We start from the raw sequence: 22,003 nt of genomic DNA, 5'->3' as shown, positions 1-22,003 counted from the left end.
GACGCAACGCATGGGCAATGTACGCCCGGCGGAACACCCCGCCATTCGCCTGTTAGTTAAGCCGCCCGGTTCGCAGCGGCAACCGCCGAAGCCTGAGAATTCCGGCACGGCCGGCCTGCGTCGCACAGGGTGGTGGCCCCGAGGCCGTTCTGTTGGCAATAAGGCATGGTATCGATAGGTTAACCGCTGGGGCGGCAAGCTGTCGCAGCTCGCCCAGCCTCAAAGGAGCAAGCGTTGGTCAAGCTTTTCGTGGTTCTCGGGCTCGCTCTGCTGGCGGGCGGCGCCTATGCCATCGTCGATGGCTGGGCTTATCTCGTTCTGGAGCGCGGCCTTGCCGAGGTCATCCTCGGGGCACTGGCTGCAACTGCCGGCTTGATCCTGCTTGCGCTCGCGGCCGTGCTCGCGGAAGTCCGTCGGCTCAAGGGATTGGTCAGCGGCGCCATGGCAGTCGTCGCGCTTTCCGAGAAGCGTTTCGACGAACGACCAGTGTCGAACGAGGCGCCTGCGCGCCCGGAACCTGTGCTTGAAAAGGAACAGGCGCCCGAGGCGGGACATGTCGGTATCGCGACCACGCTGGCTGCTGGAGCGGGCGCCGCTGTGGTCGCTGGTGCACTGACCAGCCTGGCGAAGACCGAGGAGCCGGCGGACAAAAAGGCGTCCGATAAGCCGGAAGAAGTCGACAAGACGGATAACGATGACGCAGGCGACGGCAAGCACGCGGACCATGCCGAGACGGTGGCTGCCGAGCCGCAGCAACCGCCTTCGACCGTGACCGCCGTAACCGACGACTGGCTGTTGCCTCCGCTGCCCGCGACGCTCGATGCCGCGCCCTCGGAGGTCGAGCCGGACGAGCGGAGCGAGAGTGCCGAGGCCGAAGGGAAGTCCGAGGCCTCGGAGGACGAACTGGATCGACCGATCCCGGCTGTCATCGACGAGCCATCGCAAACGGACGACGAGAAACGCGACGAAGCAAAGCCCGCTACGGTGTCGGTGGACGAGCCCGAAGCAGAGCAGGTGAGCATCGCGGGCGACACGGCCAAGCAGGAGGCTACGCCCGAGCCGGATGAAGACCGGCTTTGGTGGCCGCACATCGACCGCCCCTCGACCCAGGTGACCACATCGATCGACGACGAATTCACCGCGCTGCGTGATCAACTCTCAGGAGTCGTCAACGCGCCGGAGGTCGAGTTGCCGCGACGCGATCGCGATGTTCTCGGCGCCGTGGAGAGCTGGATAGCGCCACGGCCATGGCCTCCGGTGACGCAGCCGCGCGATCCCGGCGCTCTGGGCGATGTCGAAATCGATACCGCGGACAAGGCTTCGGCGGAGGACGCCGAGGCCGAGACGGTTGCCACTGGCGAGCCTGCGGCCCCCGAACTGGAACCGCAGGAAGAGCCGACGCAGGTGCCGGATCCGGCCGAGGCGGAGATGCCCCCTGCGGAGACGGTGGAAACCGCCGCCGAAGCCAAGTCGAGCAAGGAGTCGTCGGACGAGGAGCCTGCCGCTTCGGAAGAGGGCGTGATCGGAGCCTACCAGGTCGGTGAGACGCAGTTCACCATGTTCGCCGACGGTTCGATCCATGCCCGCACGCCGGATGGCGACTACACCTTCGCCTCGATGGACGAGCTGAAAACCTATCTCGCCAGCGAGAAGGACAAGCTGGAGACGTGAGCCCGGTCCGATCAGATTGGATCAATCTGATCGGTGAATCCGTCTCTCACCTTGAGTTTAGAGACCGTTTTTGCCGTTCAGCTTGTGGGGCAAGCTGAGCGGAACGGGTTCTAGCTCGAACTGACCGGTTCGCTCGCCTTATCCCAGCCGCCGGCAGCCGCCGTGATGGCGAAGGCGTAGGCGAGGGCGGTTTCCTTCAGCGAATCGAAACGCCCGGCGGCGCCTGCATGCCCGGCATCCATGTTGGTGTGCAGCATGACCGGGCCGCCGCCGGTCATGGTCGCGCGCAGGCGCGCCACCCATTTCGCCGGCTCCCAATAGGTCACGCGCGGATCGGCCAGCCCGCCCGTCGCCAGGATCGGCGGATAGGCCTGCGCCTTGACGTTGTCATAGGGCGAATAGCCGAGGATCGTTCGGAAGGCGGCCTCATCCCGGATCGGGTCGCCCCATTCCGGCCATTCCATCGGGGTCAGCGGCAGGCTCTCGTCGAGGATGGTGTTGAGCACGTCGACAAAGGGCACCTCGGCGATGATCCCGGCGAAAAGGTCGGGCGCGAGATTGGCGACGGCGCCCATCAGCATGCCGCCGGCGCTGCCGCCCTCGGCGACGATGCGGCCGCGGCTGGTGAAACCCTCCGCCGCCAGCATCTCGCCGGCGGCGATGAAGTCGGTGAAGCTGTTGGGCTTGTTCTGGCGCTTGCCGTCGAGATACCAGCCCCAGCCCTTGTCGGTGCCGCCGCGGATATGGGCGATGGCGTAGACGAAGCCGCGGTCGACCAGGCTGAGCGGCCGTGTCCGGAACGAGGCGGACATCGCCGCGCCATAGGAGCCGTACCCATAAAGCAGGCAGGGCGCCGAGCCGTCGAGCACGAGGTCGTGCCGGTGCAACAGCGAGACCGGCACCTTTGCGCCGTCCTTCGCCGTCGCGAAGATGCGGCGCACGACATAGGTGTCGGGGTCGTGACCGGACGGGACTTCCTGGCGTTTCACGAAGGTGCGCTCACCGGTCGCCAGATCGTAGTCATAGGTTTCGGCCGGGCGCGCCATCGAGGCGTAAATGAAGCGCAGTCGATCCGTGTCGAATTCATAGCCGGCATCGATGCCGAGCCCATAGGCCTCCTCGTCGAAGGCGATGCTGCTCTCGGCTCCGCTCTTGAGATCGTGGATGACGACGCGCGGCAGGCCCTCTTCGCGTTCCAGGCGGATGAGCCGGTCGGCGAGGCAAATATGGCTGAGCAGGAGCCGGCCGCGCTTGTGCGGGACGAGATCGACCCAATTGGCCGGTGACGGGTCGGCCAGCGGCGCGCGCACGATCTTGAAGTCTTCGGCACCATCGGCGTTGGTCAGGATCAGCAACTCGTCGCCGTGATGCTCGACGCTGTATTGCCGTCCTGCCTGCCGGGCGGCGATCAGCTTCGGCGTACCTGCCTCGTCGGCGAGATCGACCAGCCTGACCTCCGACGTCTCATGGTCACTGCTGGAGATCAGCAGGAAGCGGCGCGACTGGGTCTGGTCGATATCGGCGAACAGGCCGGGATCGGTCTCCTCATAGAGCAGCTCGTCCTCGCTCTGCGGCGTGCCGAGCCGGTGACGCAGCACCCGGGTCGGGCGATGGTCGTCATCGAGCGCGACATAGGCAAAGGCGCTGGAATCAGCGGCCCAGATCATCTCGCCGGAAGTGTTAGCGATCGCGTCCGGCAGGTCCTTGCCGGTTGAAAGGTCGCGGATTCGGATGAGGTAGAGCTCCGAGCCGGCCTCGTCGGCGCTCCAGGCGAGCAGACGATGATCCGGACTATGCTCGGCATCGCCGAGGTCGAAGAACTCCTTACCTTCGGACAACGCGTCGGTATCGAGCATCACCTGCTCGCGTCCGGGCTTGCCGCCCTTGTCTGAACGCGATTTGCGGCAGATCAGTGGGTGCTCGCCGCCGCGCCGGTAGCGGCTATAATAGAGAAACGGTCCGTCCGGCTGCGGCGGCTCGCTGTCATCTTCCTTGATCCGCCCGCGCATTTCCTTGACGAGCTCGCGCTGAAGCGTGCGCGTCGGGGCCATCAGTTTGTCGCACCAGGCGTTCTCCGCCTCGATATGCGTGCGAATCTCGGCCGGCAGGACGTCCGGGTCGCGCAGCACCTCGCGCCAGTTCTCGGCTCGGAGCCAGGCATAGTCGTCGGTCAGGACGACGCCATGGACCGTACTGCTTTGGGGACGAATAGCGGGAACCGGCTGGGCGGAGACCCTGCGTTGGCTAGTCATGCTTGGTCTCCAGCCTCGGTTCAACCATCTCAAAAGCCCGATCCATGGTGGGATCGCTTCATCTTTGCCGAGAGGACAGGTAGAGGTCGGTGGCGGCACTGACAAGGACAACCTTTTCGCGCAAATGCTGCGATGCAAGGCGTGATCGTTACGGTACGCGCTCACAATTTCAGCAATAATATGTCTCGACGAATGTATTCGAATCCTTGTCAAGCCACTTGCGATATTGAACTGCATGGCTTAGACGATTGCCGACTGGTCCGTTTTGCATGATTCTATTCCGGTAGGAATTCGACCGTCTGCCGGCGGAGGTCAGGGAGGGCGCTCGCGCCTGGAAACAGAGCTGGGCGCAGTCATGCTACGACTGGTCAAGAAAACAATGGAGCAACGCCATCATGGCTGACCAAGACGGTTCCGAATTCATCGAGCTCACGGCAGATATCGTTTCCGCCTATGTGTCGAACAATTCTGTCCCGGCGTCGGACTTGCCTTCACTGATCAGCGACGTTCACGCTGCGCTCAATCGTGTCGTCGGCGGCGCTGCCCCGATTGTTCCGGTCGAGGCTCCGAAGCCTGCCATCGCGGTGAAGAAGTCGATTACGGCCGACTATCTGATCTGCCTGGAGGACGGAAAGAAGTTCAAGTCGCTGAAGCGTCATCTGCGCACGCAGTACAACATGTCGCCGGAGCAATACCGCGAGAAGTGGGGCCTTCCGCCCGATTATCCGATGGTCGCGCCGAACTATGCCGAGGCGCGCTCGCAGCTCGCCAAGAAGATGGGTCTCGGCCAGCAACGCCGCAAGCGCCGCTGATTGATCGCCGGCAAGCCGGCTTGATCGCCCATGTCGTGAAGCCGCCGGCCTGACCGGCGGCTTTTTTGTGCTTATCGCTGTGGCAGGTTGCCAGCGCGCCGCGGCGCGTCGGCTATCGAGCCGCGCCCCAAGGCGATGCAAGCCGAAAACTGTCAGGAGCCTGTCGGGACGACCGGTTACGCGCTTGCGCCAAACGACGATAGGAATATATACCTGAAAACGTCACGGTTGAATTTGGGGAGGCGGTGCCCGCAATGGAACATATCATGAACATGATGATTGCCAAGCGGTCGGATCCAACTCGGTTGAGCGCTCCGGCCCGGCTGGCGGAAGCGGCTGTCAGCGGCGCGATGAGCCTGCCGGTCGGGGCGCTACGTGCCGGCCGTGGAACTCGCAGGATCGCCTTCGCCCGCCAGCTCGCAATGTATCTGACCCATGTTGGTTTCGGATTGACCCTGACCGAAGTTGGCGCCTGCTTCGAGCGCGACCGCACGACCGTGCGTCACGCTTGCGCCCTGGTTGAAGATCGGCGCGACCAGCCGGCATTCGATTTCGCCGTCTCGGCGCTCGAGACCGGCCTGGCACATCTTGCTTTCGGATTGCAGCTGCGGTTCGGCCGGGAGGGTTCCCGATGAGCGCAACTGGCGACCGCACCCCGTCTCGCTTGCTCCGGCACCTCAGCGAGCCCGGCGCCTATGCTGTCGACTCGCCTTTAGGCTGTGGGCGGCTCGCGCTCTACCGCCGCGCAGCCGGTGGAACGACGCTCGGGGCCGGCTATGTTCCCGTGGCCGAGGCCGATGTCCTCGTCGCCGCCGGTTTTACCGCCTGGTTCACCGAAGAGGGCAGGCGGCAACTGCGGCTCGTCGACGTCGAGGCGCAAAGGCCGCGTGCGACGACGACGATGGTGATCGATGGGCAGGCGCAGGAAGTCGTGCTGGATGAGCGCGAAAGCCCGCTGCTCTGGCTCCATCGTCGCCTGGGCAAGGACGGGGCGCCGCAGATATCGGCAGCCGAGTTTGCCGCCGGCGAGCGCTTCCGTGCCGATCTGACGCTGGCTCAGATGCTGCCTCGGATCACGGTCAACTGGGACGCAGCTCTCGCTGCCGGTACTCATACGTCGGCGCGTGGTCCGGCCGAGGCCTCCGATTCCAGCCTGGCGGCGCGCCAGCGTGTGCGCCTCGCCTGCAAGCGCCTCGGCCCCGAGCTGTCGGGCCTGGCGATCGACGTCTGCGGCTTCCTCAAGGGGCTCGACCAGGTCGAGCACGAGCGCAAATGGCCGGCACGCTCCGCCAAGGTCGTGCTCCGGTTGGCGCTGTCAGCGCTCGTCGAGCATTACGGGCTGGGCGGAGAGCAGGGTCTGCCTGCCGGTAGCACCGTCTGGCGCGCGCCCGATGCGCGCCCGTCGATCCCGCCTGCGCCGGTCAGTGGCGGTTAGGCCAAGGCCGCGCGGGCGTCGCTCTTGATCCGCTCCATCATGGCGCGCACGCCGTTCGAGCGCTGCGGCGTCAGATGGGCCGCCAAACCGAGGCGCTCATAGATCGCGAAGGCGTCAGTCGTCAGGATCTCCTGCGCCGTGTGTCCGGAATGGATGGCGATGGCGAGTGCGACGAGCCCGCGCACGATATGCGCGTCGCTGTCGCCGCGGAAGGTGAGACGCGTCGTTTCGCCGGGTCCGCCTTCGGCACGGGTCTCGAGCCAGACCTGGCTGGCACAGCCGCGCACCTTGTTGAGGTCGTTATGCGCGCCCTCGGGCAGGGGGGCGAGCGTGCGCCCGAGCTCGATCAGATAGCGGTAGCGATCGTCCCAATCGTCAAGCAGCTCAAAATTGGCGACGATCTCGTCGAGGCTTTCGCTCATGATCTCCGCAGTCGGCCTCCGCCTCGTCCAGCTGCCGATGAGTACGGCGATGGCGAGCGTCTTCGGCCTCTCGTGCGGCGAGGTCAAGCGTCAGCGCTGTCGCGGCTGGGGGTCGCTCGAGCCGGATCCGATCAGATTGTCTCAATCTGATCGGTGAATCCGTCTCGCACTTTTAGTCAGGAGACCGTTTTACCGGTCTGCTTGCAATGCAAGCTGACCGGAACGGGCTCCGGCACGTGTCGCGGCACTCGCGGCCATGGCGAGGACCCGGGCGCGGGTCTCCGGCTCCAGCCCGGCGAGGACCTCGGCCGCTTCGCGCAGGCTGACCGCGCCCTGCAGCGCCGCCTTGGGGTCGATCTTGGCGAGAATTGCAATGGCGGCCTTGGCATCGACCACGATCGCCTCAGGCTCGCTCTTCGTGCCGTGCACGGGCGAGTTCAGCGCGATCACGCCGACGATCGCCAGGCTGCGCAGAAGATAGGCCATGCTTGGTCCCCATCCGGTTCCGGGCTCCCCAGCCCGCGAATGTGAGAACCTTAGCGCGTGGACCGAAAGATCAGGTGTTCCCGAAAGCAGCGATTTGAATCAAAGGCGGCCTACAGTCTTCAGCATCCGTTCACCTTGCCGCCAACAACAGCTGACGTGGAGCATCGTGCTGGGATCCGTGCAATTTGTTGAAAAACAAAGGCTATTTTGGTAAACGCCGAGGAAGTGCCCGGTTTCGGACCCGGTCTCTTTAAGCCCCGCTTAAACGGCAGCCGCGAGGATCACAGCAACAAGGCGGGGTGTAAGTGCCCACGGCCGGCAGAGGTGTGCGTTTGCGGTTTTCCAGTTTGATGACGGCGGTCAGGGCGCAGGTCGCGGCGATGGTCCATCCATCGGCGCTGGCCGATTCGCTCGAACGCATGCGTCACGAGCGCTTCATGCTGACGAGGCTCGTCGTCTCGACCGCGGCGCTCAGCTTGATGCCGGCCTATGTCGCCTGGCGCGGCCGCATCGGGGCGCTCGAACTGCTCGTGCTCGTCGCGATGGCGCTGCCGCTGCTGGCGGTCTTCCTGCTCTCGCGCACCGGGCGGTTGGACCTCGCGCACTGCATTTCCGGCGCCGCCCTGACATTGCTGATCACCACGCTCGCCTGCCTGACCGGTGGAGCCGCCTCGCCGTTGCTGCTCTGGCTTGCGGCCGTTCCGGCCGAAGCGATGTTCTTCGGCTCCCGCTCCTATGTGGCGCGCGCCGCGGCGCTTGCGGCCGTCGGCCTCGGTGCTGTGGTCGCTCTGCAGGGGATGGGCGCGCTCGCCGAGCCGGCGTCCTGGACCTGGCAGGCGATGCCTGCTTTCGCCGCGGTCGCGATTCTGCTCACGGCATTGATCACGGTCGGCTTTCTCTATCGCCGTGACGATGAATTGCGTGAGCACCGCGCTTCCGATGCGCGGGCGCGATTGATGCTCGAGCATGTCGGCGATCTCGTCACCTGGCACGATGCGGCCGGCTCCGTCGTCTTCGCCAACGAGGCCGCCCGTGGCCTGATCGGGGCCGAGCCGGCCCAGTTGTTCGGCCGTGGCCTGTTCGATCGCGTCCACATCGCCGACAGGCCGCTCTTCCTCAAGGCGCTGAGCGATGCCGCACATGGCAGCGGCCGGGCCAACGCCTGCTTCCGTGTCCTGTTCGTCCCGACGGGTGCCGATGGGCATGCCTCGGCGAGTCCGGTCGTGCGCTGGCTCGATCTCAGTGTTCGGCGGATCGAGCAAGCGAGCCCCCATGGCGTCGCAGCCGTCGTCGGCGTCAGCCGCGACGTCACCGACCGGCATGCGATCGACGAGGAACGCGAGCGTAACCACGCCGAGGCGGTAAAGGCGAGCGACGTCAAGGGGCAGTTCCTGGCGACCGTCAGCCATGAGCTGCGCACCCCGCTCAACGCCATCATCGGCTTTTCGGAGATGCTCGGCGGCGAACTCGGTCCGTCCTTCAGCCCGGCGCAGCGTCTGGAATACGCCAGGATCATCCATGATTCCGGCCAGCATCTGCTCGACGTGGTCAACACGCTGCTCGACGTCTCGAAGATCGAGAGCGGAGCGATGACGATCGAGCAGGACTCGCTCGACATGGCCGAGCTCGCCGCGGATTGCTGCAGTGTCGTCGCGCTCAAGGCCAAGACCGGATCGGTCGCGCTCGAACGGATCATCGGCCCGGACCTGCCGCAGCTTCTCGGCGACCGGCGGGCCCTGAAGCAGGTGATGCTCAATCTTCTGTCGAACGCCATCAAGTTCACGCCCGCAGGGGGGCGTGTCACCCTCGCTCTGGTGCGCGATGGCGGGATGATCGACCTGTCGGTGTCCGATACCGGCATCGGCATCGGCGCGGCGGATCTGCCACGGCTGGGCGATCCGTTCTTCCAGGCCAAGTCATCCTACGATCGCGCTCATGACGGCACCGGCCTTGGCTTGTCGGTGGTGCGCGGGCTGGTCGGCTTGCATGGTGGTACGCTCACCATCGAGAGCGCGCCGGGCGTCGGTACCCGCGTTGGCGTCCGCCTCCCGCTCGGCGGCATTTCCACCGCGTGCGAGCCGGCGCGCATCGCAACCTTCGCCCGCGCGCCACGCCGCGGCCTCGAAACCAAGCAACCTGTTCGCCTGACCGCCTGACCGAGAGCTTAAAGACCATGTCAGCCACGCTCGCCGCCCGCGCCCGCTCCGATGCGACGCTGTCCATGCCCGCCCGCCGCCCCGCCGGCCGACGCGCCCCCTCGGCGCCGGCCCGGCTCCTGCGTTGGTTTGCCCGGCGGCCGGGCCGCGGGCTGGTCGTGCTCCTCTTCGCAGCCGTCTCGGTGCTGATCGTCCTGAACGCCGTGCTGTTCCAGAAGGGGCGCCATCCGGCGCCGATGCTGTCGCCGCCGTCGCAATCGGCGGCGCGGCCGGCCGAGCGCCGGGCCGAGACGCCGGCAGTTGCCGAACCCGGGAATTCGGCCGTACCAGCCCAGCAGGCCATCATGCCGCCGTCGCGGCCCGGCGCGCTGGCGCCCGCCGCCCGTGACGCGGCGCCGCGCCCACCGGCGCCGGTCGCGCCCGCCCAGCCGCGGCAGGCACAGGCGGCGCAGGCCCCGGCTCGCCCGGCTCCGGCCGCTCAGCCGGCGGCGGCACGCGATCCGATCGCCGACCTGATCAACGGCGCCGACATTAGGCCGCCGGCGGATATCCGGGGACAGCGGCGCTGACCTGCGTGGTCCGCGGATTGCGGGGGCGCTCTTCGTGCCCCGTCTGACCAGCGATTTCTGGGTCTCGGCCTATCTGCGCCAGGCGGCTCGCGACGGGCTCGTCGCGGTGTTGCGTCGGCGCGGCGCACGCGAGGCCGGCGCCGTCTTCGTCAAGCTCGACCGCCTCGACGGTACGGCCGCACTCTATGGTCCAGCGCCGCAGGCTCTTGCCGACGAGGCTGGCGAACGGCGTTTCCAGCTCGTGCTCGACGCTGATCCGCTCGCGGTCGAGGACCGGGTCACGCGTGAGTTGCGCTTCGACAGCGATCTCTGGCTGGTCGAGATCGAGAACCGCGCCGGCGATGCGCGGCTCGAGCTCGTAGAGGGATAGCGTCAGCAGTTGCCGCCACCGAGTCTGCGCCGCACCTCCTGAACGATGCCGCGCGCGGGAGCGCGCTCGGCGCCGGACCTGGCCGGCGTGCCGCTCGGATCCATCGCAGGCTGCAGGGTTCCTGGACGGGCATGGCGCCGCGCGACACCGCCGATCTGCTGTGCCAGCCGGCGCGCCACTGTCGGCTGCACTGAACGCATCAGCTCGACCAGCGCGAAAATGCGCTCGACCGAGCGCGCCGCCTCGTCGCCGAGCCCGATCAGGAAGCGCGTCGCATCCTCCGGACTTGCCCCGCAGCCGATCAGAGCCAGCGCCGCGAGCCGACGCGACTGATCGTTCGCCATGGCCGTCGCGAAGCGCCCATCGCTGCCGAAGGCATCCGCCAGTGCCGCGAAGGCGCTGGGCCGATCGGAGAGCGCCGTCGCGATCAGTCCGGAGACCTGTTCGGTCGCAAGCGTTGCCGGTCGCGGCGAGGGGGCCAGCGCCTCATGGGCCGCGACGGCGTCGATCATGGCGAGGCGCTTTTCGAGGCTCGCCTGCAGGAAGAGCGGCGTCAGTTCCGATACAGGCAGATCAGACCGCGCCAGCAGGCTCGCGCCGAGCGTGGGCGCCACGACTGCGCGCGGCAGGAGCAGGTCGAGCGCCGCGTGCGGCAGCGGCGCCGCTGTATTGGCGACCAGCGCCGCGTCGATCTCGGCATTGTCGCAGCCGGAGAGTGTGATGCTGGCGTTGCCGGTGAGGTCTCGCCGGCCGGCAAGAGCCACTCTCGCCTCGCGGTCTCCTTCGGCTGCGATCTCCTCGATCTCCGTCGCGGAGAGCGGCATGCCATAGGTGATCAGTGCAGCCAGCACTTCGCCTCCGCGGGCACGGAGGTCGGCGAGCACTTCATGCGGCGCATGCGGCCAGCTCGCGAGCTTGCGGGCGAGGATCGTTGCCGTGGCATCGTCGATCGCCGGGATCGAAGCCTCCGCCATGGCGCGAAAGGCCTCCATGTCTTCAGTCGACGGGCTCGGCGTCGCCAGCAGCAAATCGGTCTTCACCCGCAGCGCGACCTGGCGCAGATCGAGCCCGCCATCGCTGGCCAGCCGGGCGAGCTCGGCGAGATCTGTGGCGATGCGGGACGGCATGGGATGGTTCTCGTCGACGAATTTCACGTTTCGGCAACTTATCCCCGATGCGTTAGCACAGCGTTAACCATGATGCGTGCTGATGGTGCGGAGGATGGGGCGGCGTAGCTCGCGCGTGAGTCCGATCTTACGTGTCGTCCGCGAATTGGGCACAGGCGCCAGCAAGGGAGGCGCATCATGGCAGACGTCATTCCTTTTGCGCCGCGCAGGCGCTCCGCCAGCCAGAGCCCCGCAGCGCTGGGCCCTTCCGGGCAAATCCTGTTCTTCACCGGCGTCCGTTACGAGCGCCAGCCCGAGCCCGCTGCGAGCAAGCCGCCGCGACGGCCGCGCCCCGCCGGCCGCGGCGAGCGCGAGACGCGGCGCAGGCGTCCGGGCTGAAGGGTGCTGGATCACGATAGCCCTGGGTTGAAGCGACCCGAACCGTGACGTGGCCGATTTTCGATCGTTTTGAGCAGGGTTGATGCGGAAAGCCGGTTCCCACTGTTTCGCATCCCACTCCATCGCAGCCGCGGCGCTGTCCTTTTTGCTGCTCGCCGGCTGCTCGACCACCGGCGATCTCGGCCGTCCCCGTCCAAACATCTTCGCTGACCAGATCGCGCCGGCCGTCGGCGAGTGGAGCGCGCGCTTCCGCGGCGAGGCCTCGTCCTGGTTTCATATGACCGACGATGAGGAGCAGTTGCGGGCCCGCGCCTGGCGGATTGTCCTGCCTGCCCATGAGCGCAGTCATTTCGAACGGGAGGTCTCCAAGCTCGCCCATGCCCGTATCCTGCCGGTCGAGGCCCAGTCGAACGACGTCGCCGCCTACCATCGCGCCCTGACCTCCGGCTCGTTCGCCTCGCAGGCGTCGCGCTATAATCGGCTGGCCGAAGACGCCAATGGCGACCGGCTGCTGCTCGGCCAGTTCCGCGCCAACGCCTTGCGGGTCATCAATGCCGATCGCGCTCGGCTGCGTGCCCTCGATGCCTCCCAGCAGGTGCCGCCCGAGCAGCGCGATCCGGCCACTCAGCGCGTCGCGGAGAACGAAGGGCTGATGCTCTGGGTCTGCGAACGGGCTCGTTTCAGGCTGAAGAGCTATCGCTTCTCGCTCGACAACCTCGTCGTCGAGATGCCCTCGCGTGAGGCCGTTCGGGCCGAGCGCGCCATCATGGGGCTGGAGAGCGAGTTGGGCGGCGTCTGCAACCTGCCGCTGATCGGCATGTTCGGCGGAAAGGGCGAGGGCGCGCCGGCGGGGCGGGGGCCTGTCGTCTACAAGGGCTAGCCAGCTTGCGTCCGATCTCCGATTTCAGGCGCAAAACAGGATTCCCATTCCGGTGGAATTGGGTCTAGCCTGCCGACCATGAGCTGGCGAACGGTGGAGTGCCCCATGTCCGTCGCGCACGTCAGATTCACTGCTTCGACCGCGGTAGAGATCCCCGACGATCCACCTGTCGACCAGGGGCATCGCCATGAGGCCGGCGTCGTCGCCTCGAGCGTCTACGCCCATGGCGTCCGCATCGCCGATGTCCCGATCGATGAGGCCGGCGAATGGGCCCGCAAGGACGGCCATGTCGTCTGGATCGGATTGCTCGAGCCGGAGGCGAAGCTGCTGAAATGCGTACAGGAGCAGTTCGGCCTGCACCCGCTCGCGGTCGAGGACGCGACCAACGCCCATCAGCGCCCGAAGCTCGAGCAGTATGGCGACGCGCTGTTCGTCGTCGCCCGCACCGCCCAGATGGTCGACAAGCGCATCGCCTTCGGCGAGACGCATATCTTCATCGGTCGCGGCTACATCGTCAGTGTCCGCCACGGTGCCTCGACCTCGTACACATCGGTCCGGCAACACTGGGAGACTTGCCCGACTTCGCTGGCCAAGGGCGAGGATTTCATCCTCTATGCGATCCTCGATTTCATCGTCGACAATTACATGCCGGTGCTCGAGTCGATCCATGACGAGGTCGAGGAGATCGAGGACAAAATCCTCGCCCGGCCGATGATGCGCGGCGACATCGAGCGGCTCTACATGCTCAGGCGCGACCTCTTGCGCCTGCGCAACGCGGTCGGGCCGCTGGTCGATGTCTGCCAGCGCCTGAGCAATGGCAGCGTGCCGCAGGTGCGCCCGACCCTCGCCCCGATGTTCCGCGACGTGACCGACCATGTCCGCACCGTGCAGGAGAAGATCGACAGCTTGCGGGAGGTGTTGGCCTTCGCTTTCGAGGCGAGCCTGCTCGTCGGCCAAAGCCAGGAGAATGCGATCACGAAGCGGCTCGCGTCCTGGGCGGCCATTCTGGCGGTACCGACCGCGCTTGCCGGCATCTACGGCATGAATTTCAAGAACATGCCGGAACTGGAGATGCACTATGGCTATTACGGCGTCCTGGCGGTGATCATCACCACCTGCCTGACGCTGTTCTGGCGTTTCAAGCGCAATGGCTGGCTCTAGGCGCGCCTAGTCCGCGAGACTGCAGGCGACGCCGGTCGCCAGTGCCTCAGCCTCGCTGCGGTCGAAGGAACGGCGGACTATGACCCGCGCGACGACGAGCCCTTGCAGCGAGGGCGAGATCACACGCAATTCCCGCGAGGTCTCGCCTTCCTCGTCATTAGCCAACCGCTCGTCGAGCTGCTCCTGTGTCATCACCACGAATTCGAGGTTGCCGCGGATCGCTGCCCTATCGGTGATCGCATAGGCGACGCCGCCGCCGCGGCGGTGGACGGTGAGACCAAGCGGCAACGAGCTTGTGCGCGCCACGACGCGTAGCGGACCTGCCGCGAGGTCGTAGCTGCATACGGCCGCGACGCTGTTCGGATCGGTGTCGAGCATGGCAGGCAGTCCGGCCGGAGGCGGCGTCACCAGCTCGGCCCGGCCGTTCATGCCCAGCGCCGCGTAGACGGTGGCGGCGTCGCCCGAGGCCAGAGCGGGAACCCTAAGCACGGTGACGATGTGGACGATGCCGGCGAGCACCAGCCCGGCCAGCGTCAGCAGCACGAGCCGCAGCAGCCCGCTCCCGAGCCGCGACAACCAGCGGCGAGGCCGCGATTGGCCCGCGATCGTGGGCAGCGCTCCGATGTTGTCCGCAGCACTCATCGGCAGTCGATCCGTGCGATGCGGGGCAGGGCGCTTGGCCTGAGCTCGCCGGCATGGCTCGAGATAGGCGTGTCGTAGAGCCGCAGGCGGAGCTGGAAACGTCCTCCTGCCGGCAAGGGCAGCCAGTTGCCGGCCTCGGGCGCCGTCGCCAGCACGATACGCATGCCGCCGCGCTCGCCGCGGACGATCTCGGCGTCGGTGAAGCTCGCGCGCTCGACGGTGGACTGCAAGGAACGGCCGGCGAGATCGGCGACGTCGAGCGACCAGCCGCGCGCCGGCGGCGTTGTCCCGCTGACGAGATAGCGGCAGCGGGCGTCGAGGGCCTGTCCGGCGTCGTCTTCCTTGGCGATGAGCTCCAGGCCTTCGCCTGCGCCGAGCGGCAGGTGGACGCCGCGCGCCAGATAGGCCCGCATATAGGGATCGATGTCGCGCGCGCCGCTGTTCGGCCAGGTCGTCCAGGCCCCGATCTGGGCGCGGCCGAACCAGGGCCGCTCCGCCACGGCATAGCGGGCGGAGACGAGGCCGAGGCCGGCGCCGAGCGCGATCACATAAGCCAGGGGGAGCACGCGCATGGGATGATCTTGGTCCGCATTGGCTTCTAGATCACGTCGCATTCGGGCGGAACCGCCCGAATGCGAGAACCGTGATCGATTCTATGAGTTTAGAGCATTGCTCCCGCGAAAAACCGGTTCCCACTTTTTCGCGCAATGCTCTGAGCCTAGCGAATGACGGAGAGGCCGGTGGGAGCGCCGCGGATCCCGGCCTGGATGGAGGCGCGGGCGGCCCGCGGGGCCTCGACCGACTTGAACATCGTGCCGACGGCGGAGAGCACCTCGAAGGATTTGCGCGACATATGGCCGGCGCTGGCGCCGGCCGCGGGATCACTGGCTTTCGCCACCACAGTCTTGGCGTCGCCAGGCTGCGGCGTCACGCCCGGGATCGGCTTCAGCTCGATGCCCTGATGCGCGAAGCCCATGATCTCCTTCCAGGTCATCGCCGGCAGCGAGCCGCCGGTCATGTTGTTGGTCTCGGAGGAATCATCGTTGCCGAACCAGATCGCGCCGACGAGATTGCCGGTATAGCCGACATACCAGGCGTCCTTGTAGCCATTGGTCGTACCGGTCTTGCCGGCGCTGACGACGCCGTCGAGCGCGGCACGCCGGCCAGTGCCGGCGGTCGGCACGGTCGACAGCATCTGGTTCATCTCGAACGCGACCTGCGTGCTCAGTACCTGTGCCGGCGCCGGCTCGTCGCGGTCATGGCGGTAGATCTCTTCGCCCGCCGAGTTACGGATATCGAAGGCGGCGTAAGGCTTCGCCCGCTTGCCGCCATTGGCGAACACGGCATAGCCGGCCGCCTGCTCGATCACGGTTACCTCCGCTGCCCCGATCGGCAGCGAGACGGTGTCGATCAGCGGCGTGGTCAGGCCCATCGCCCGGCAGGTCTCGACGATCTTGGTCCGGCCGATGCGCGCCGCGCGGGCCTCATGCGTCTCGCCGGTGGCCTTGCCGATCGCGATCGACATCTGCACCGGGATCGTATTGATCGACTTCGCCAGCGCCACCGTCAGTGGCATCGAGCCGGCATAGGAGCGCCCGTAATTGTTCGGGCACCAGTTGCCGATGCAGACGGGCCGGTCGGTGACAACCGTCGTCGGCTTGTAGAGCCCGGCGCTCATCGCCGCCGCGTAGACGTAAGGCTTGAAGGAGGAGCCGGGCTGGCGCAGACTCGCGGTGGCGCGATTGAACTGGCTCGCGCCATAGTCGCGCCCACCGACGATGGCGCGCACCGCTCCATCCGGGTCCATGATCACCGCCGCCGCCTGCTTGGCGCGATAGGCCGGGCCGTGCTGGCGCAGGATCGACTCGACCGCCTCGTCGGCGCGCTTCTGGATCGCCGGGTCGTAAGGCGTCTTCACCGTCAGCACCCTCTCAGGGCCGAGCTTGCCGTCCTCGGCGAGCCTGCGGGTCTCGTCGAAAGCCCAGTCGAGATAGTAGTCCGGATTGGAGTCGCGCCTGCGGTCGATCGGCGTCGCCGGGTTGCGCTTGGCCGAATCGACCTGGCCAGCCGTCATGAAACCGGCATCGACCATGGCGTTGAGCACGTCGTTGGCCCGCGCCCGCGCCGCCGGCAGGTTGACGTGCGGAGCGAACTTGCTCGGGGCCTTGAACAGGCCGGCGAGCATCGCCGCCTCCGCCAGGCTCACATCCTTCACCGACTTGCCGAAATAATAGTCGGCCGCCGCCGCAACGCCGAAGGTGCCGCCGCCCATATAGGCGCGGTCAAGATAGAGCTTGAGAATCTCGTTCTTGGTCAGCCGGTGTTCCAGCCAGAGCGACAGGAAGGCTTCCTTGATCTTGCGGTCGAGCGAGCGCTCGTTGTTGAGGAAGAGGTTCTTGGCCAGTTGCTGGGTGAGCGACGAGCCGCCCTGGACCACGCCCGAGGCGCGGGCGTTGACGGTGAGCGCCCGGAAGGTGCCGAAGACGTCGATGCCGAAATGGTCGTAGAAGCGCCGGTCCTCGGTCGCCAGCACCGCCTTGAGCAGATGGTCGGGGAATTCCTCGAGCTTCAGCGAATCGTCGTGGCGGGCGCCGCGATGGCCGATCTCCGAGCCGTAGCGGTCGAGGAAGGTGACGGCGAAGACCTGGTTCTTGAGCGCCTCTTCGCGCCCCTCCTGGAAGGAGGGGATCGCCAGCATCAGCATGACGATCGCGCCGGCGATGCCGACATTCAGCCCCTCGCTGGCGAATTCGGCGGCGAGCCGTTTCGGCCCGCTGACGGTCAGCCGGTCGGTGGCGCTACGGATGCGTTCATAGACCTCTCCGGCGCGATGGCCGGCTGCGTAGAGCGAGGCGCCGATCCATGCATCGACGCCCAGCGCGAGGCGCTTCAGGCGGGTCGTCCAGCGGGCCTTCCTGAACTCCATCACGGCTTTGCGCCACCCTGAGCATGCCGGCGGCTCGCGCGCGCGGCGTCCCGGTCCGAGCAGCGAGCGCCCGATCCGACACAGGAAGGTAAGTGCTCGACGCCTCCGACGGAAGAGGGCAGCGGTGGAGCTGCACGGCAAAAACGGGTGTTCTGCGCGGCGCGCTCAGCTCTTCGTCGCGAGCAGCGCGAAACGGGTCGAGGACGCCAGCCGGAGCGCATCGTGCAGGGCGGCGTGGCGCTGCTGCGCCTTGATCACCCGTGCGTAGTCGGCCGCCTCGATGCGCGCAAAGCCCGCCTGGCGTAACATAGCGCCGAGCCGCTCCGCGCTCAGGCCCTCGCGGAAGAAGAAACGGCTGGTGATCGAGTCGAAGGCCGCGCGATCGGCGCCATGCGGGGCGGCGCCGGCGCGTTCGCGCAGGAAGGTCGCTGCCCGGTTGAGCAGGCCCTGCAGCCAGGAGCGGTTGATCCAGTCGCCATCAATCACGAGCAGCTTGCCGCCGGGCTTGAGCACCCGGAACCATTCGGCGAAGGCGACCTCGGGATCGGTCAGCGTCCAGACCAGATGGCGAGTGACCAGCGCGTCGTAAATCCCATCGTCGTCGAGCAGGCGTTCGGCATCGCCGGCCAGGATGCGGGCCCTGTCGCCATGCTTGGCGCGGGCGCGGGCCAGCATCTCCTCGGAAAAGTCGATCGCGGTGACCTCATGCCCGAGCGAGAGCAGCGCGCGGGTGATCTCGCCGGTGCCGCAGGCGAGGTCGAGCACCTCGCGCGGTTCGGTTCCGAAGGATTGCCGCAGCAGCGACTGGAAGGCGGCGAGCTCTGCGTCCGATTTGATGGCATGGCCGACCTGCTGGTCGAAGGTGGCTGCGCGCCCGGACCAATAGGACCGGATTTCCTCCTTGAGGGAGAAATTGGCGCCGGGGGTGGAGAGGCTGCTATCGGGCATTGGCATTCGCCGTGCGAAACTGGGATGGAACTATGCTGCCGGTCTGGCGGCGGCAAGCTGCGTATCGCTGCGGCTATGCCTGCGCGCCGAGCCATGGACGACGACGAAGGGCGTCTCGCCCTCGTTCGCCTCGACCCGCGCGACGACGCCATAGACCTCTTCGAGCAAAGCCGGCGTAATGATCTCGCGCGGGTCGCCGAAGGCGGCGAGGCGGCCCTTGGCCAGCACCATCACCTTGTCGGCGATGCGCAGCGCCTGGTTGAGATCGTGGATCGCGATCAGCACGCAGACCTGCCGCTCGCGCGCCAGCCGTGAGACAAGGCTCAGCACCTCGAACTGGCGGTGCAGGTCGAGCGCGCTGGTCGGCTCGTCGAGCAGCATGATCTCGGGCCGGCGCACCAGCGTCTGGGCGATCGAGACGAGCTGGCGCTGGCCGCCGCTGAGCTCGCCGAGGCCGCGGAAGGCGAGGTCGGCGATGTCGAGTGCGTGCAGGGCTTCGTCGATGGCTGCGAGCTCATCGTCACCGACACTCCAGGAGCCGCCCTGCTTGCGGGCGAGCAGGATCGATTCGTAGACGGTCAGCACCGCATTCACCGCCGTATCCTGCGGCAGGTAGCAGGGCGTCTTGCCGTGGGCGCTGACGACTTCGACCGAGCCGGCACCCGGGATCAGTCCGGCGATGCGGCGAAACAGGCTCGATTTGCCGGCGGCGTTGGGACCGATCACGGCGACGATTTCGCCGCCCGTCATCTCGGGCGTGCTGATCCCGCTGAGGATCTGGCGCTTGCCATAGGCGACGCCGACATCGTTGAGCATCAGGCGCTTCACCATGAGCGCCTCCGGCTGGTCAGGATCAGACTGAAGAAGAACGGCACGCCGACCAGCGCCGTGACGATGCTGATCGGGAAGATCAGGCCGGGGATCAGCGACTTGCTGACCACGGAGGAGGCCGACAGGATCGCCGCGCCGGCCAGCGCCGAGGCCGGCAGGAAAAAGCGCTGGTCCTCGCCGATCACCATCCGGGCGATGTGCGGGCCGACCAGGCCGATGAAGCCGATCGTGCCGACAAAGGCGACCGGCACCGCCGCGAGCAGGGCGACGAGCAGCATAGTCTCGAGCCGCAAATACCTGACGTCAATGCCGAAGCTCGCCGCCTTCTCGTCGCCGAGCCGCAGCGTCGTCAGGGCCCAGGCCCGGCGCGCGAACAGCGGGATGCAGAGGACGAGCACGGTCGAGGTGATCGCCAGCTTGTGCCAATTCGCCTTGGTCAGCGAGCCCATCATCCAGAAGACGACGGCGCCAAGCGCCTGCTCGGAGGCGAAGAACTGCAGCAGTGAGAGCAGGGCGTTGAAGGTGAAGACCAGCGCGATGCCGAGCAGCACCACAGTCTCGGTCGTGACGCCGCGGCGCTGGCTCAGCGCATGGATCAGCATGGAGGCGCCCATCGCCATGATGAAGGCGTTGAGCGGCACGATGTAGTCGATCGCGAGCGGCACGATCGCGACGCCGAAGACCAGCGCCAGCGCTGCCCCGAAGCTTGCGGCGGCCGAGATGCCGAGCGTGAACGGGCTGGCGAGCGGGTTGTTCAGCACCGTCTGCATCTGCGCGCCGGCGATCGCCAGCGACGCGCCCGTGACGACGGCCATCAGCGCGACCGGCAGGCGGATATCCCAGATCACGACCCTAACCGCGGCCGGGGCGGTCGAGGGCGAGATCAGCGCGTTGACGACCTCGGCTACGCTGTAGCGCGCCGGTCCAAGCATGAGATCGACGATCAGGCAGGCCAGCAGCACGAGCGCAAAGCCGACGAGGATCAGCTTGCGGCGCAGCGACAGAGCCCGGTAGGCATCGCGGCCCTGGGCCGCGCTCCGGGCAACCTCCGCCGGCTCGGTCACGATCTCGTCGGCGCTGGCCGGAGCAAGGCTCACTTGCCGGGCTCGAGCGAGACCCACAGGCCAGGCTCATAGGGCAGCGGCAGGAAGCGCTCGTGGAGGACCTTCATGGTGGCGCCCGGATCGACGTCCTGGAACAGATCGGGGTGCAGCCACTTCGCGATCTCCTGGATTGCCACGAACTGGTAGGGGCTGTTGTAGAACTGGTGCCAGATGCCGTGGACGCGGCCGTTCTTGACCGCCGCAGTCTGCGAGAAGGCCGGGCGCTTCATCAGATTGGTTAGCTTGCGGCGCGCCTCGGTCATGTTGGCGCCGTAGCCCAGGCCGACCCAGTTGCCGCCGGGGACATAGCCGTCCCAATTGCTGCCGGTGACGATCACGACATCGGGGTTGGACGCGACGATCTGCTCGGCATTGACCGTGCCGAAGGTGCCGGGGATCAGCGGAGCCGCCAGGTTCCGGCCGCCGGCGAACTCGACCATCTTGCCGAAGTTCTCGTTGCCGAAGGACATGCAGCAATCGTCGGAATAGCCACCGGCGCGCTCGACCATGACCAGTGGGCGCTTGAGATCGGTCGCCTTGGCAAGGCGATCGGTCACGACCTTGATCTGCTCGGCGCGGAACGTGATGAAGTCCTCGGCGATCTGCTCCTTGCCGAAGAGCTTGCCGATCAGCCGCATCGACGGCTCGGTATGCTCGAACGGCTTCTCGCGGAAGTCGACATAGACGACCGGAATGCCGACCGAGGCGAGCTTCTCGACCAGCTTGGCCTCGTCGCTGGCGATCTTGGCCTCGATGTTGAGGAAGAGCACGTCGGGCTTGAGCGCGATCGCCTGCTCGATGTCGAAGGCGCCTTCCTTCATGCCGCCGAAGGTCGGCAACTTGGCGATCTGCGGATAGCGCTTTTCATAGTGGCGGTAGGTCTCGGGGTCGGCCTTGCCGAGATCGTCACGCCAGCCGACGACACGCTTGAACGGCTCGTCCTTGTCGAGTGCGCCGACGAAATACATCTGCCGGCCCTCGCCGAGGATGATCCGCTTGACCGGGGCCTCGACCTCGACCTTGCGCCCGACGATGTCGGTCACCGTGACCTTGTCGGCCAGCGCGGGCAGGGCCGTAATGGCAAGGCTTGCGGTCACGGCAAAGGCGCGCAGCAGATGTCGGCGGGTCAGCATCGGGAAGCTCGCAAGCAGGGAAATTCTTCCTCCCGTTAGGCCGATCCGAGTATTCGGTCAATTTTCATAGATTATAATTTCTCTAAACAAAGATTAGAATGAATTTAAGATATAGGCACGCACCACGCATGCTGCGACGCTCGCACGCTTCCCTCTGCCGCCGCGACAGGGCATAAGCGGCCATGGCCGACCCGAAGATCGATAGCGCGCCCTTCTGGCGCACCAAGACGCTCGAGGAGATGACCGAGGCGGAGTGGGAATCGCTCTGCGACGGTTGCGGTCGCTGCTGCCTGGTCAAGCTCGAGGACGACGACACCGGCCGGCTCCACGCCACCGATATTGGCTGCCGCCTGTTCGACGCATCGACCTGCCGCTGCCATGACTACGCCAACCGCTCGAAGACCGTTCCCGATTGCGTCACGCTGACGCCGGACGCGGTGCGCACACTGTCCTGGCTGCCACCGACCTGCGCCTACAAGCTCGTTGGCGAGGGCAGGGACCTGCCCTGGTGGCATCCGCTCGTCTCGGGCGATCCGCAGACGGTCGTCGCCGCAGGGGTGTCTGTCAGAAATCGCGTCTACGCCAATGAGGACGAGGTCGCCGAGGACGAGATCGTCGAGCGCATCGTCAATTGGCCGCTGCGCTGGCCGAAGGCGGCGCGCGGGCGTCAGCGATAAGAACGTGCCGGCGTAGCTTGCCGT

At 66.8% G+C, this 22,003-nt stretch carries 22 protein-coding genes; 11 read left to right on the top strand and 11 right to left on the bottom strand.

The features are described 5' to 3' along the window. The first annotated feature begins 372 nt into the window (after positions 1-372). A complete protein-coding gene (locus B6S44_RS19805; RefSeq protein ID WP_129158580.1) occupies positions 373-1,671 on the top strand; it encodes a hypothetical protein in 1,299 nt (432 codons plus the stop codon). A 110-nt stretch (positions 1,672-1,781) separates the two neighbouring features. On the opposite strand, the gene B6S44_RS19800 is transcribed toward B6S44_RS19805, so the two are convergent. Then, on the bottom strand, positions 1,782-3,923 hold the full coding sequence (locus B6S44_RS19800) for a S9 family peptidase (RefSeq protein WP_129158579.1): 2,142 nt from the start codon (positions 3,921-3,923) through the stop codon (positions 1,782-1,784). A gap of 395 nt (positions 3,924-4,318) precedes the next feature. Here B6S44_RS19800 and B6S44_RS19795 point away from each other — a divergent pair, with 395 nt between their 5' ends. The 3 genes from B6S44_RS19795 (at position 4,319) to B6S44_RS19785 (ending at position 6,170) form a co-directional block, all read left to right on the top strand. Then, positions 4,319-4,735 (top strand): Ros/MucR family transcriptional regulator, encoded by a 417-nt coding sequence (locus B6S44_RS19795; RefSeq protein WP_129158578.1) that lies wholly within the window; start codon positions 4,319-4,321, stop codon positions 4,733-4,735. Positions 4,736-5,040: 305 nt separating this feature from the next. After that, the gene (locus B6S44_RS19790; RefSeq protein WP_282568190.1) at positions 5,041-5,370 is read left to right on the top strand and encodes a helix-turn-helix domain-containing protein; all 330 of its coding nucleotides are present in this window, start codon (positions 5,041-5,043) and stop codon (positions 5,368-5,370) included. Then, positions 5,367-6,170, top strand: coding sequence for a DUF6456 domain-containing protein (locus tag B6S44_RS19785; RefSeq protein ID WP_129158576.1), 804 nt, complete (start codon positions 5,367-5,369; stop codon positions 6,168-6,170). Before B6S44_RS19790 ends, B6S44_RS19785 begins: the two co-directional genes overlap by 4 nt. Here the strand turns inward: B6S44_RS19785 and B6S44_RS19780 are convergent. Next, a complete protein-coding gene (locus B6S44_RS19780) occupies positions 6,167-6,592 on the bottom strand; it encodes a SufE family protein (protein WP_129158575.1) in 426 nt (141 codons plus the stop codon). The genes B6S44_RS19785 and B6S44_RS19780 overlap by 4 nt on opposite strands. 189 nt (positions 6,593-6,781) lie before the next feature. After that, positions 6,782-7,078 (bottom strand): hypothetical protein, encoded by a 297-nt coding sequence (locus B6S44_RS19775; protein ID WP_129158574.1) that lies wholly within the window; start codon positions 7,076-7,078, stop codon positions 6,782-6,784. 350 nt (positions 7,079-7,428) lie between these two features. Between B6S44_RS19775 and B6S44_RS19770 the strand changes: the two genes are divergently transcribed. The 3 genes from B6S44_RS19770 to B6S44_RS19760 are packed head-to-tail and all read left to right on the top strand — an operon-like array spanning position 7,429 to position 10,173. Next, positions 7,429-9,234, top strand: a complete 1,806-nt coding sequence (locus B6S44_RS19770; protein ID WP_129158573.1) for a sensor histidine kinase — start codon at positions 7,429-7,431, stop codon at positions 9,232-9,234. Between the two features lie 17 nt (positions 9,235-9,251). Beyond that, entirely contained in the window at positions 9,252-9,803 is a 552-nt protein-coding gene (locus tag B6S44_RS19765) for a hypothetical protein (protein WP_129158572.1), read from the top strand. Between the two features lie 34 nt (positions 9,804-9,837). After that, positions 9,838-10,173: a DUF1491 family protein gene (locus B6S44_RS19760; protein WP_129158571.1), complete on the top strand. Its 336-nt coding sequence runs from the start codon at positions 9,838-9,840 to the stop codon at positions 10,171-10,173. 2 nt (positions 10,174-10,175) lie between these two features. Here B6S44_RS19760 and B6S44_RS19755 read toward each other — a convergent pair whose 3' ends face one another. Then, on the bottom strand, positions 10,176-11,300 hold the full coding sequence (locus tag B6S44_RS19755; RefSeq protein ID WP_129158570.1) for a DUF2336 domain-containing protein: 1,125 nt from the start codon (positions 11,298-11,300) through the stop codon (positions 10,176-10,178). Between the two features lie 177 nt (positions 11,301-11,477). Here B6S44_RS19755 and B6S44_RS19750 point away from each other — a divergent pair, with 177 nt between their 5' ends. The 3 genes from B6S44_RS19750 (at position 11,478) to corA (ending at position 13,719) form a co-directional block, all read left to right on the top strand. Next, entirely contained in the window at positions 11,478-11,678 is a 201-nt protein-coding gene (locus B6S44_RS19750) for a hypothetical protein (RefSeq protein WP_129158569.1), read from the top strand. An 82-nt stretch (positions 11,679-11,760) separates the two neighbouring features. Continuing rightward, positions 11,761-12,558 carry a hypothetical protein gene (locus tag B6S44_RS19745; protein ID WP_129158568.1) on the top strand — a complete coding sequence of 266 codons (798 nt, stop codon included), beginning with the start codon at positions 11,761-11,763 and terminating at the stop codon, positions 12,556-12,558. A gap of 105 nt (positions 12,559-12,663) precedes the next feature. Continuing rightward, positions 12,664-13,719: a magnesium/cobalt transporter CorA gene (corA, locus tag B6S44_RS19740; RefSeq protein ID WP_129158567.1), complete on the top strand. Its 1,056-nt coding sequence runs from the start codon at positions 12,664-12,666 to the stop codon at positions 13,717-13,719. Between the two features lie 6 nt (positions 13,720-13,725). On the opposite strand, the gene B6S44_RS19735 is transcribed toward corA, so the two are convergent. From B6S44_RS19735 to B6S44_RS19705, 7 genes are all read right to left on the bottom strand, one after another. Continuing rightward, complete coding sequence (locus B6S44_RS19735) at positions 13,726-14,361, bottom strand: DUF1254 domain-containing protein (RefSeq protein WP_129158566.1); 636 nt, start codon at positions 14,359-14,361, stop codon at positions 13,726-13,728. Next, the gene (locus B6S44_RS19730) at positions 14,358-14,933 is read right to left on the bottom strand and encodes a DUF1214 domain-containing protein (RefSeq protein ID WP_164985890.1); all 576 of its coding nucleotides are present in this window, start codon (positions 14,931-14,933) and stop codon (positions 14,358-14,360) included. Before B6S44_RS19730 ends, B6S44_RS19735 begins: the two co-directional genes overlap by 4 nt. 146 nt (positions 14,934-15,079) lie before the next feature. Then, positions 15,080-17,287, bottom strand: a complete 2,208-nt coding sequence (locus B6S44_RS19725; RefSeq protein WP_129158876.1) for a transglycosylase domain-containing protein — start codon at positions 17,285-17,287, stop codon at positions 15,080-15,082. A gap of 165 nt (positions 17,288-17,452) precedes the next feature. Next, on the bottom strand, positions 17,453-18,235 hold the full coding sequence (locus B6S44_RS19720) for a class I SAM-dependent methyltransferase (protein WP_129158564.1): 783 nt from the start codon (positions 18,233-18,235) through the stop codon (positions 17,453-17,455). A gap of 30 nt (positions 18,236-18,265) precedes the next feature. After that, positions 18,266-19,063, bottom strand: a complete 798-nt coding sequence (locus B6S44_RS19715) for an ABC transporter ATP-binding protein (RefSeq protein WP_465246133.1) — start codon at positions 19,061-19,063, stop codon at positions 18,266-18,268. After that, complete coding sequence (locus tag B6S44_RS19710) at positions 19,060-20,133, bottom strand: FecCD family ABC transporter permease (protein ID WP_129158875.1); 1,074 nt, start codon at positions 20,131-20,133, stop codon at positions 19,060-19,062. Before B6S44_RS19710 ends, B6S44_RS19715 begins: the two co-directional genes overlap by 4 nt. 26 nt (positions 20,134-20,159) lie before the next feature. Then, entirely contained in the window at positions 20,160-21,281 is a 1,122-nt protein-coding gene (locus B6S44_RS19705) for an ABC transporter substrate-binding protein (protein ID WP_164985907.1), read from the bottom strand. A 203-nt stretch (positions 21,282-21,484) separates the two neighbouring features. Between B6S44_RS19705 and B6S44_RS19700 the strand changes: the two genes are divergently transcribed. Then, the gene (locus B6S44_RS19700) at positions 21,485-21,979 is read left to right on the top strand and encodes a YcgN family cysteine cluster protein (protein ID WP_129158561.1); all 495 of its coding nucleotides are present in this window, start codon (positions 21,485-21,487) and stop codon (positions 21,977-21,979) included. Positions 21,980-22,003 lie beyond the last annotated feature (24 nt).

The organism is Allobosea sp. Tri-44, assembly GCF_004123845.1.
Lineage (GTDB): Bacteria > Pseudomonadota > Alphaproteobacteria > Rhizobiales > Beijerinckiaceae > Allobosea.
The sequence above is the reverse complement of the archived record's forward strand: the minus strand, read 5'-3'. Positions and strand labels throughout refer to the sequence as shown.

Excerpts from the sequence above, each read along its gene's own strand:
- B6S44_RS19780 (WP_129158575.1), bottom strand. The coding sequence starts at position 6,592 with ATGAGCGAAAGCCTCGACGAGATCGTCGCCAATTTTGAGCTGCTTGAC.
- B6S44_RS19730 (WP_164985890.1), bottom strand. The coding sequence starts at position 14,933 with ATGCGCGTGCTCCCCCTGGCTTATGTGATCGCGCTCGGCGCCGGCCTC.
- B6S44_RS19765 (WP_129158572.1), top strand. The coding sequence starts at position 9,252 with ATGTCAGCCACGCTCGCCGCCCGCGCCCGCTCCGATGCGACGCTGTCC.
- B6S44_RS19795 (WP_129158578.1), top strand. The coding sequence starts at position 4,319 with ATGGCTGACCAAGACGGTTCCGAATTCATCGAGCTCACGGCAGATATC.
- B6S44_RS19725 (WP_129158876.1), bottom strand. The coding sequence starts at position 17,287 with ATGGAGTTCAGGAAGGCCCGCTGGACGACCCGCCTGAAGCGCCTCGCG.
- B6S44_RS19775 (WP_129158574.1), bottom strand. The coding sequence starts at position 7,078 with ATGGCCTATCTTCTGCGCAGCCTGGCGATCGTCGGCGTGATCGCGCTG.
- B6S44_RS19750 (WP_129158569.1), top strand. The coding sequence starts at position 11,478 with ATGGCAGACGTCATTCCTTTTGCGCCGCGCAGGCGCTCCGCCAGCCAG.
- B6S44_RS19800 (WP_129158579.1), bottom strand. The coding sequence starts at position 3,923 with ATGACTAGCCAACGCAGGGTCTCCGCCCAGCCGGTTCCCGCTATTCGT.
- B6S44_RS19735 (WP_129158566.1), bottom strand. The coding sequence starts at position 14,361 with ATGAGTGCTGCGGACAACATCGGAGCGCTGCCCACGATCGCGGGCCAA.
- B6S44_RS19720 (WP_129158564.1), bottom strand. The coding sequence starts at position 18,235 with ATGCCCGATAGCAGCCTCTCCACCCCCGGCGCCAATTTCTCCCTCAAG.
- B6S44_RS19755 (WP_129158570.1), bottom strand. The coding sequence starts at position 11,300 with ATGCCGTCCCGCATCGCCACAGATCTCGCCGAGCTCGCCCGGCTGGCC.
- B6S44_RS19745 (WP_129158568.1), top strand. The coding sequence starts at position 11,761 with ATGCGGAAAGCCGGTTCCCACTGTTTCGCATCCCACTCCATCGCAGCC.
- corA (WP_129158567.1), top strand. The coding sequence starts at position 12,664 with ATGTCCGTCGCGCACGTCAGATTCACTGCTTCGACCGCGGTAGAGATC.
- B6S44_RS19770 (WP_129158573.1), top strand. The coding sequence starts at position 7,429 with ATGACGGCGGTCAGGGCGCAGGTCGCGGCGATGGTCCATCCATCGGCG.
- B6S44_RS19785 (WP_129158576.1), top strand. The coding sequence starts at position 5,367 with ATGAGCGCAACTGGCGACCGCACCCCGTCTCGCTTGCTCCGGCACCTC.
- B6S44_RS19700 (WP_129158561.1), top strand. The coding sequence starts at position 21,485 with ATGGCCGACCCGAAGATCGATAGCGCGCCCTTCTGGCGCACCAAGACG.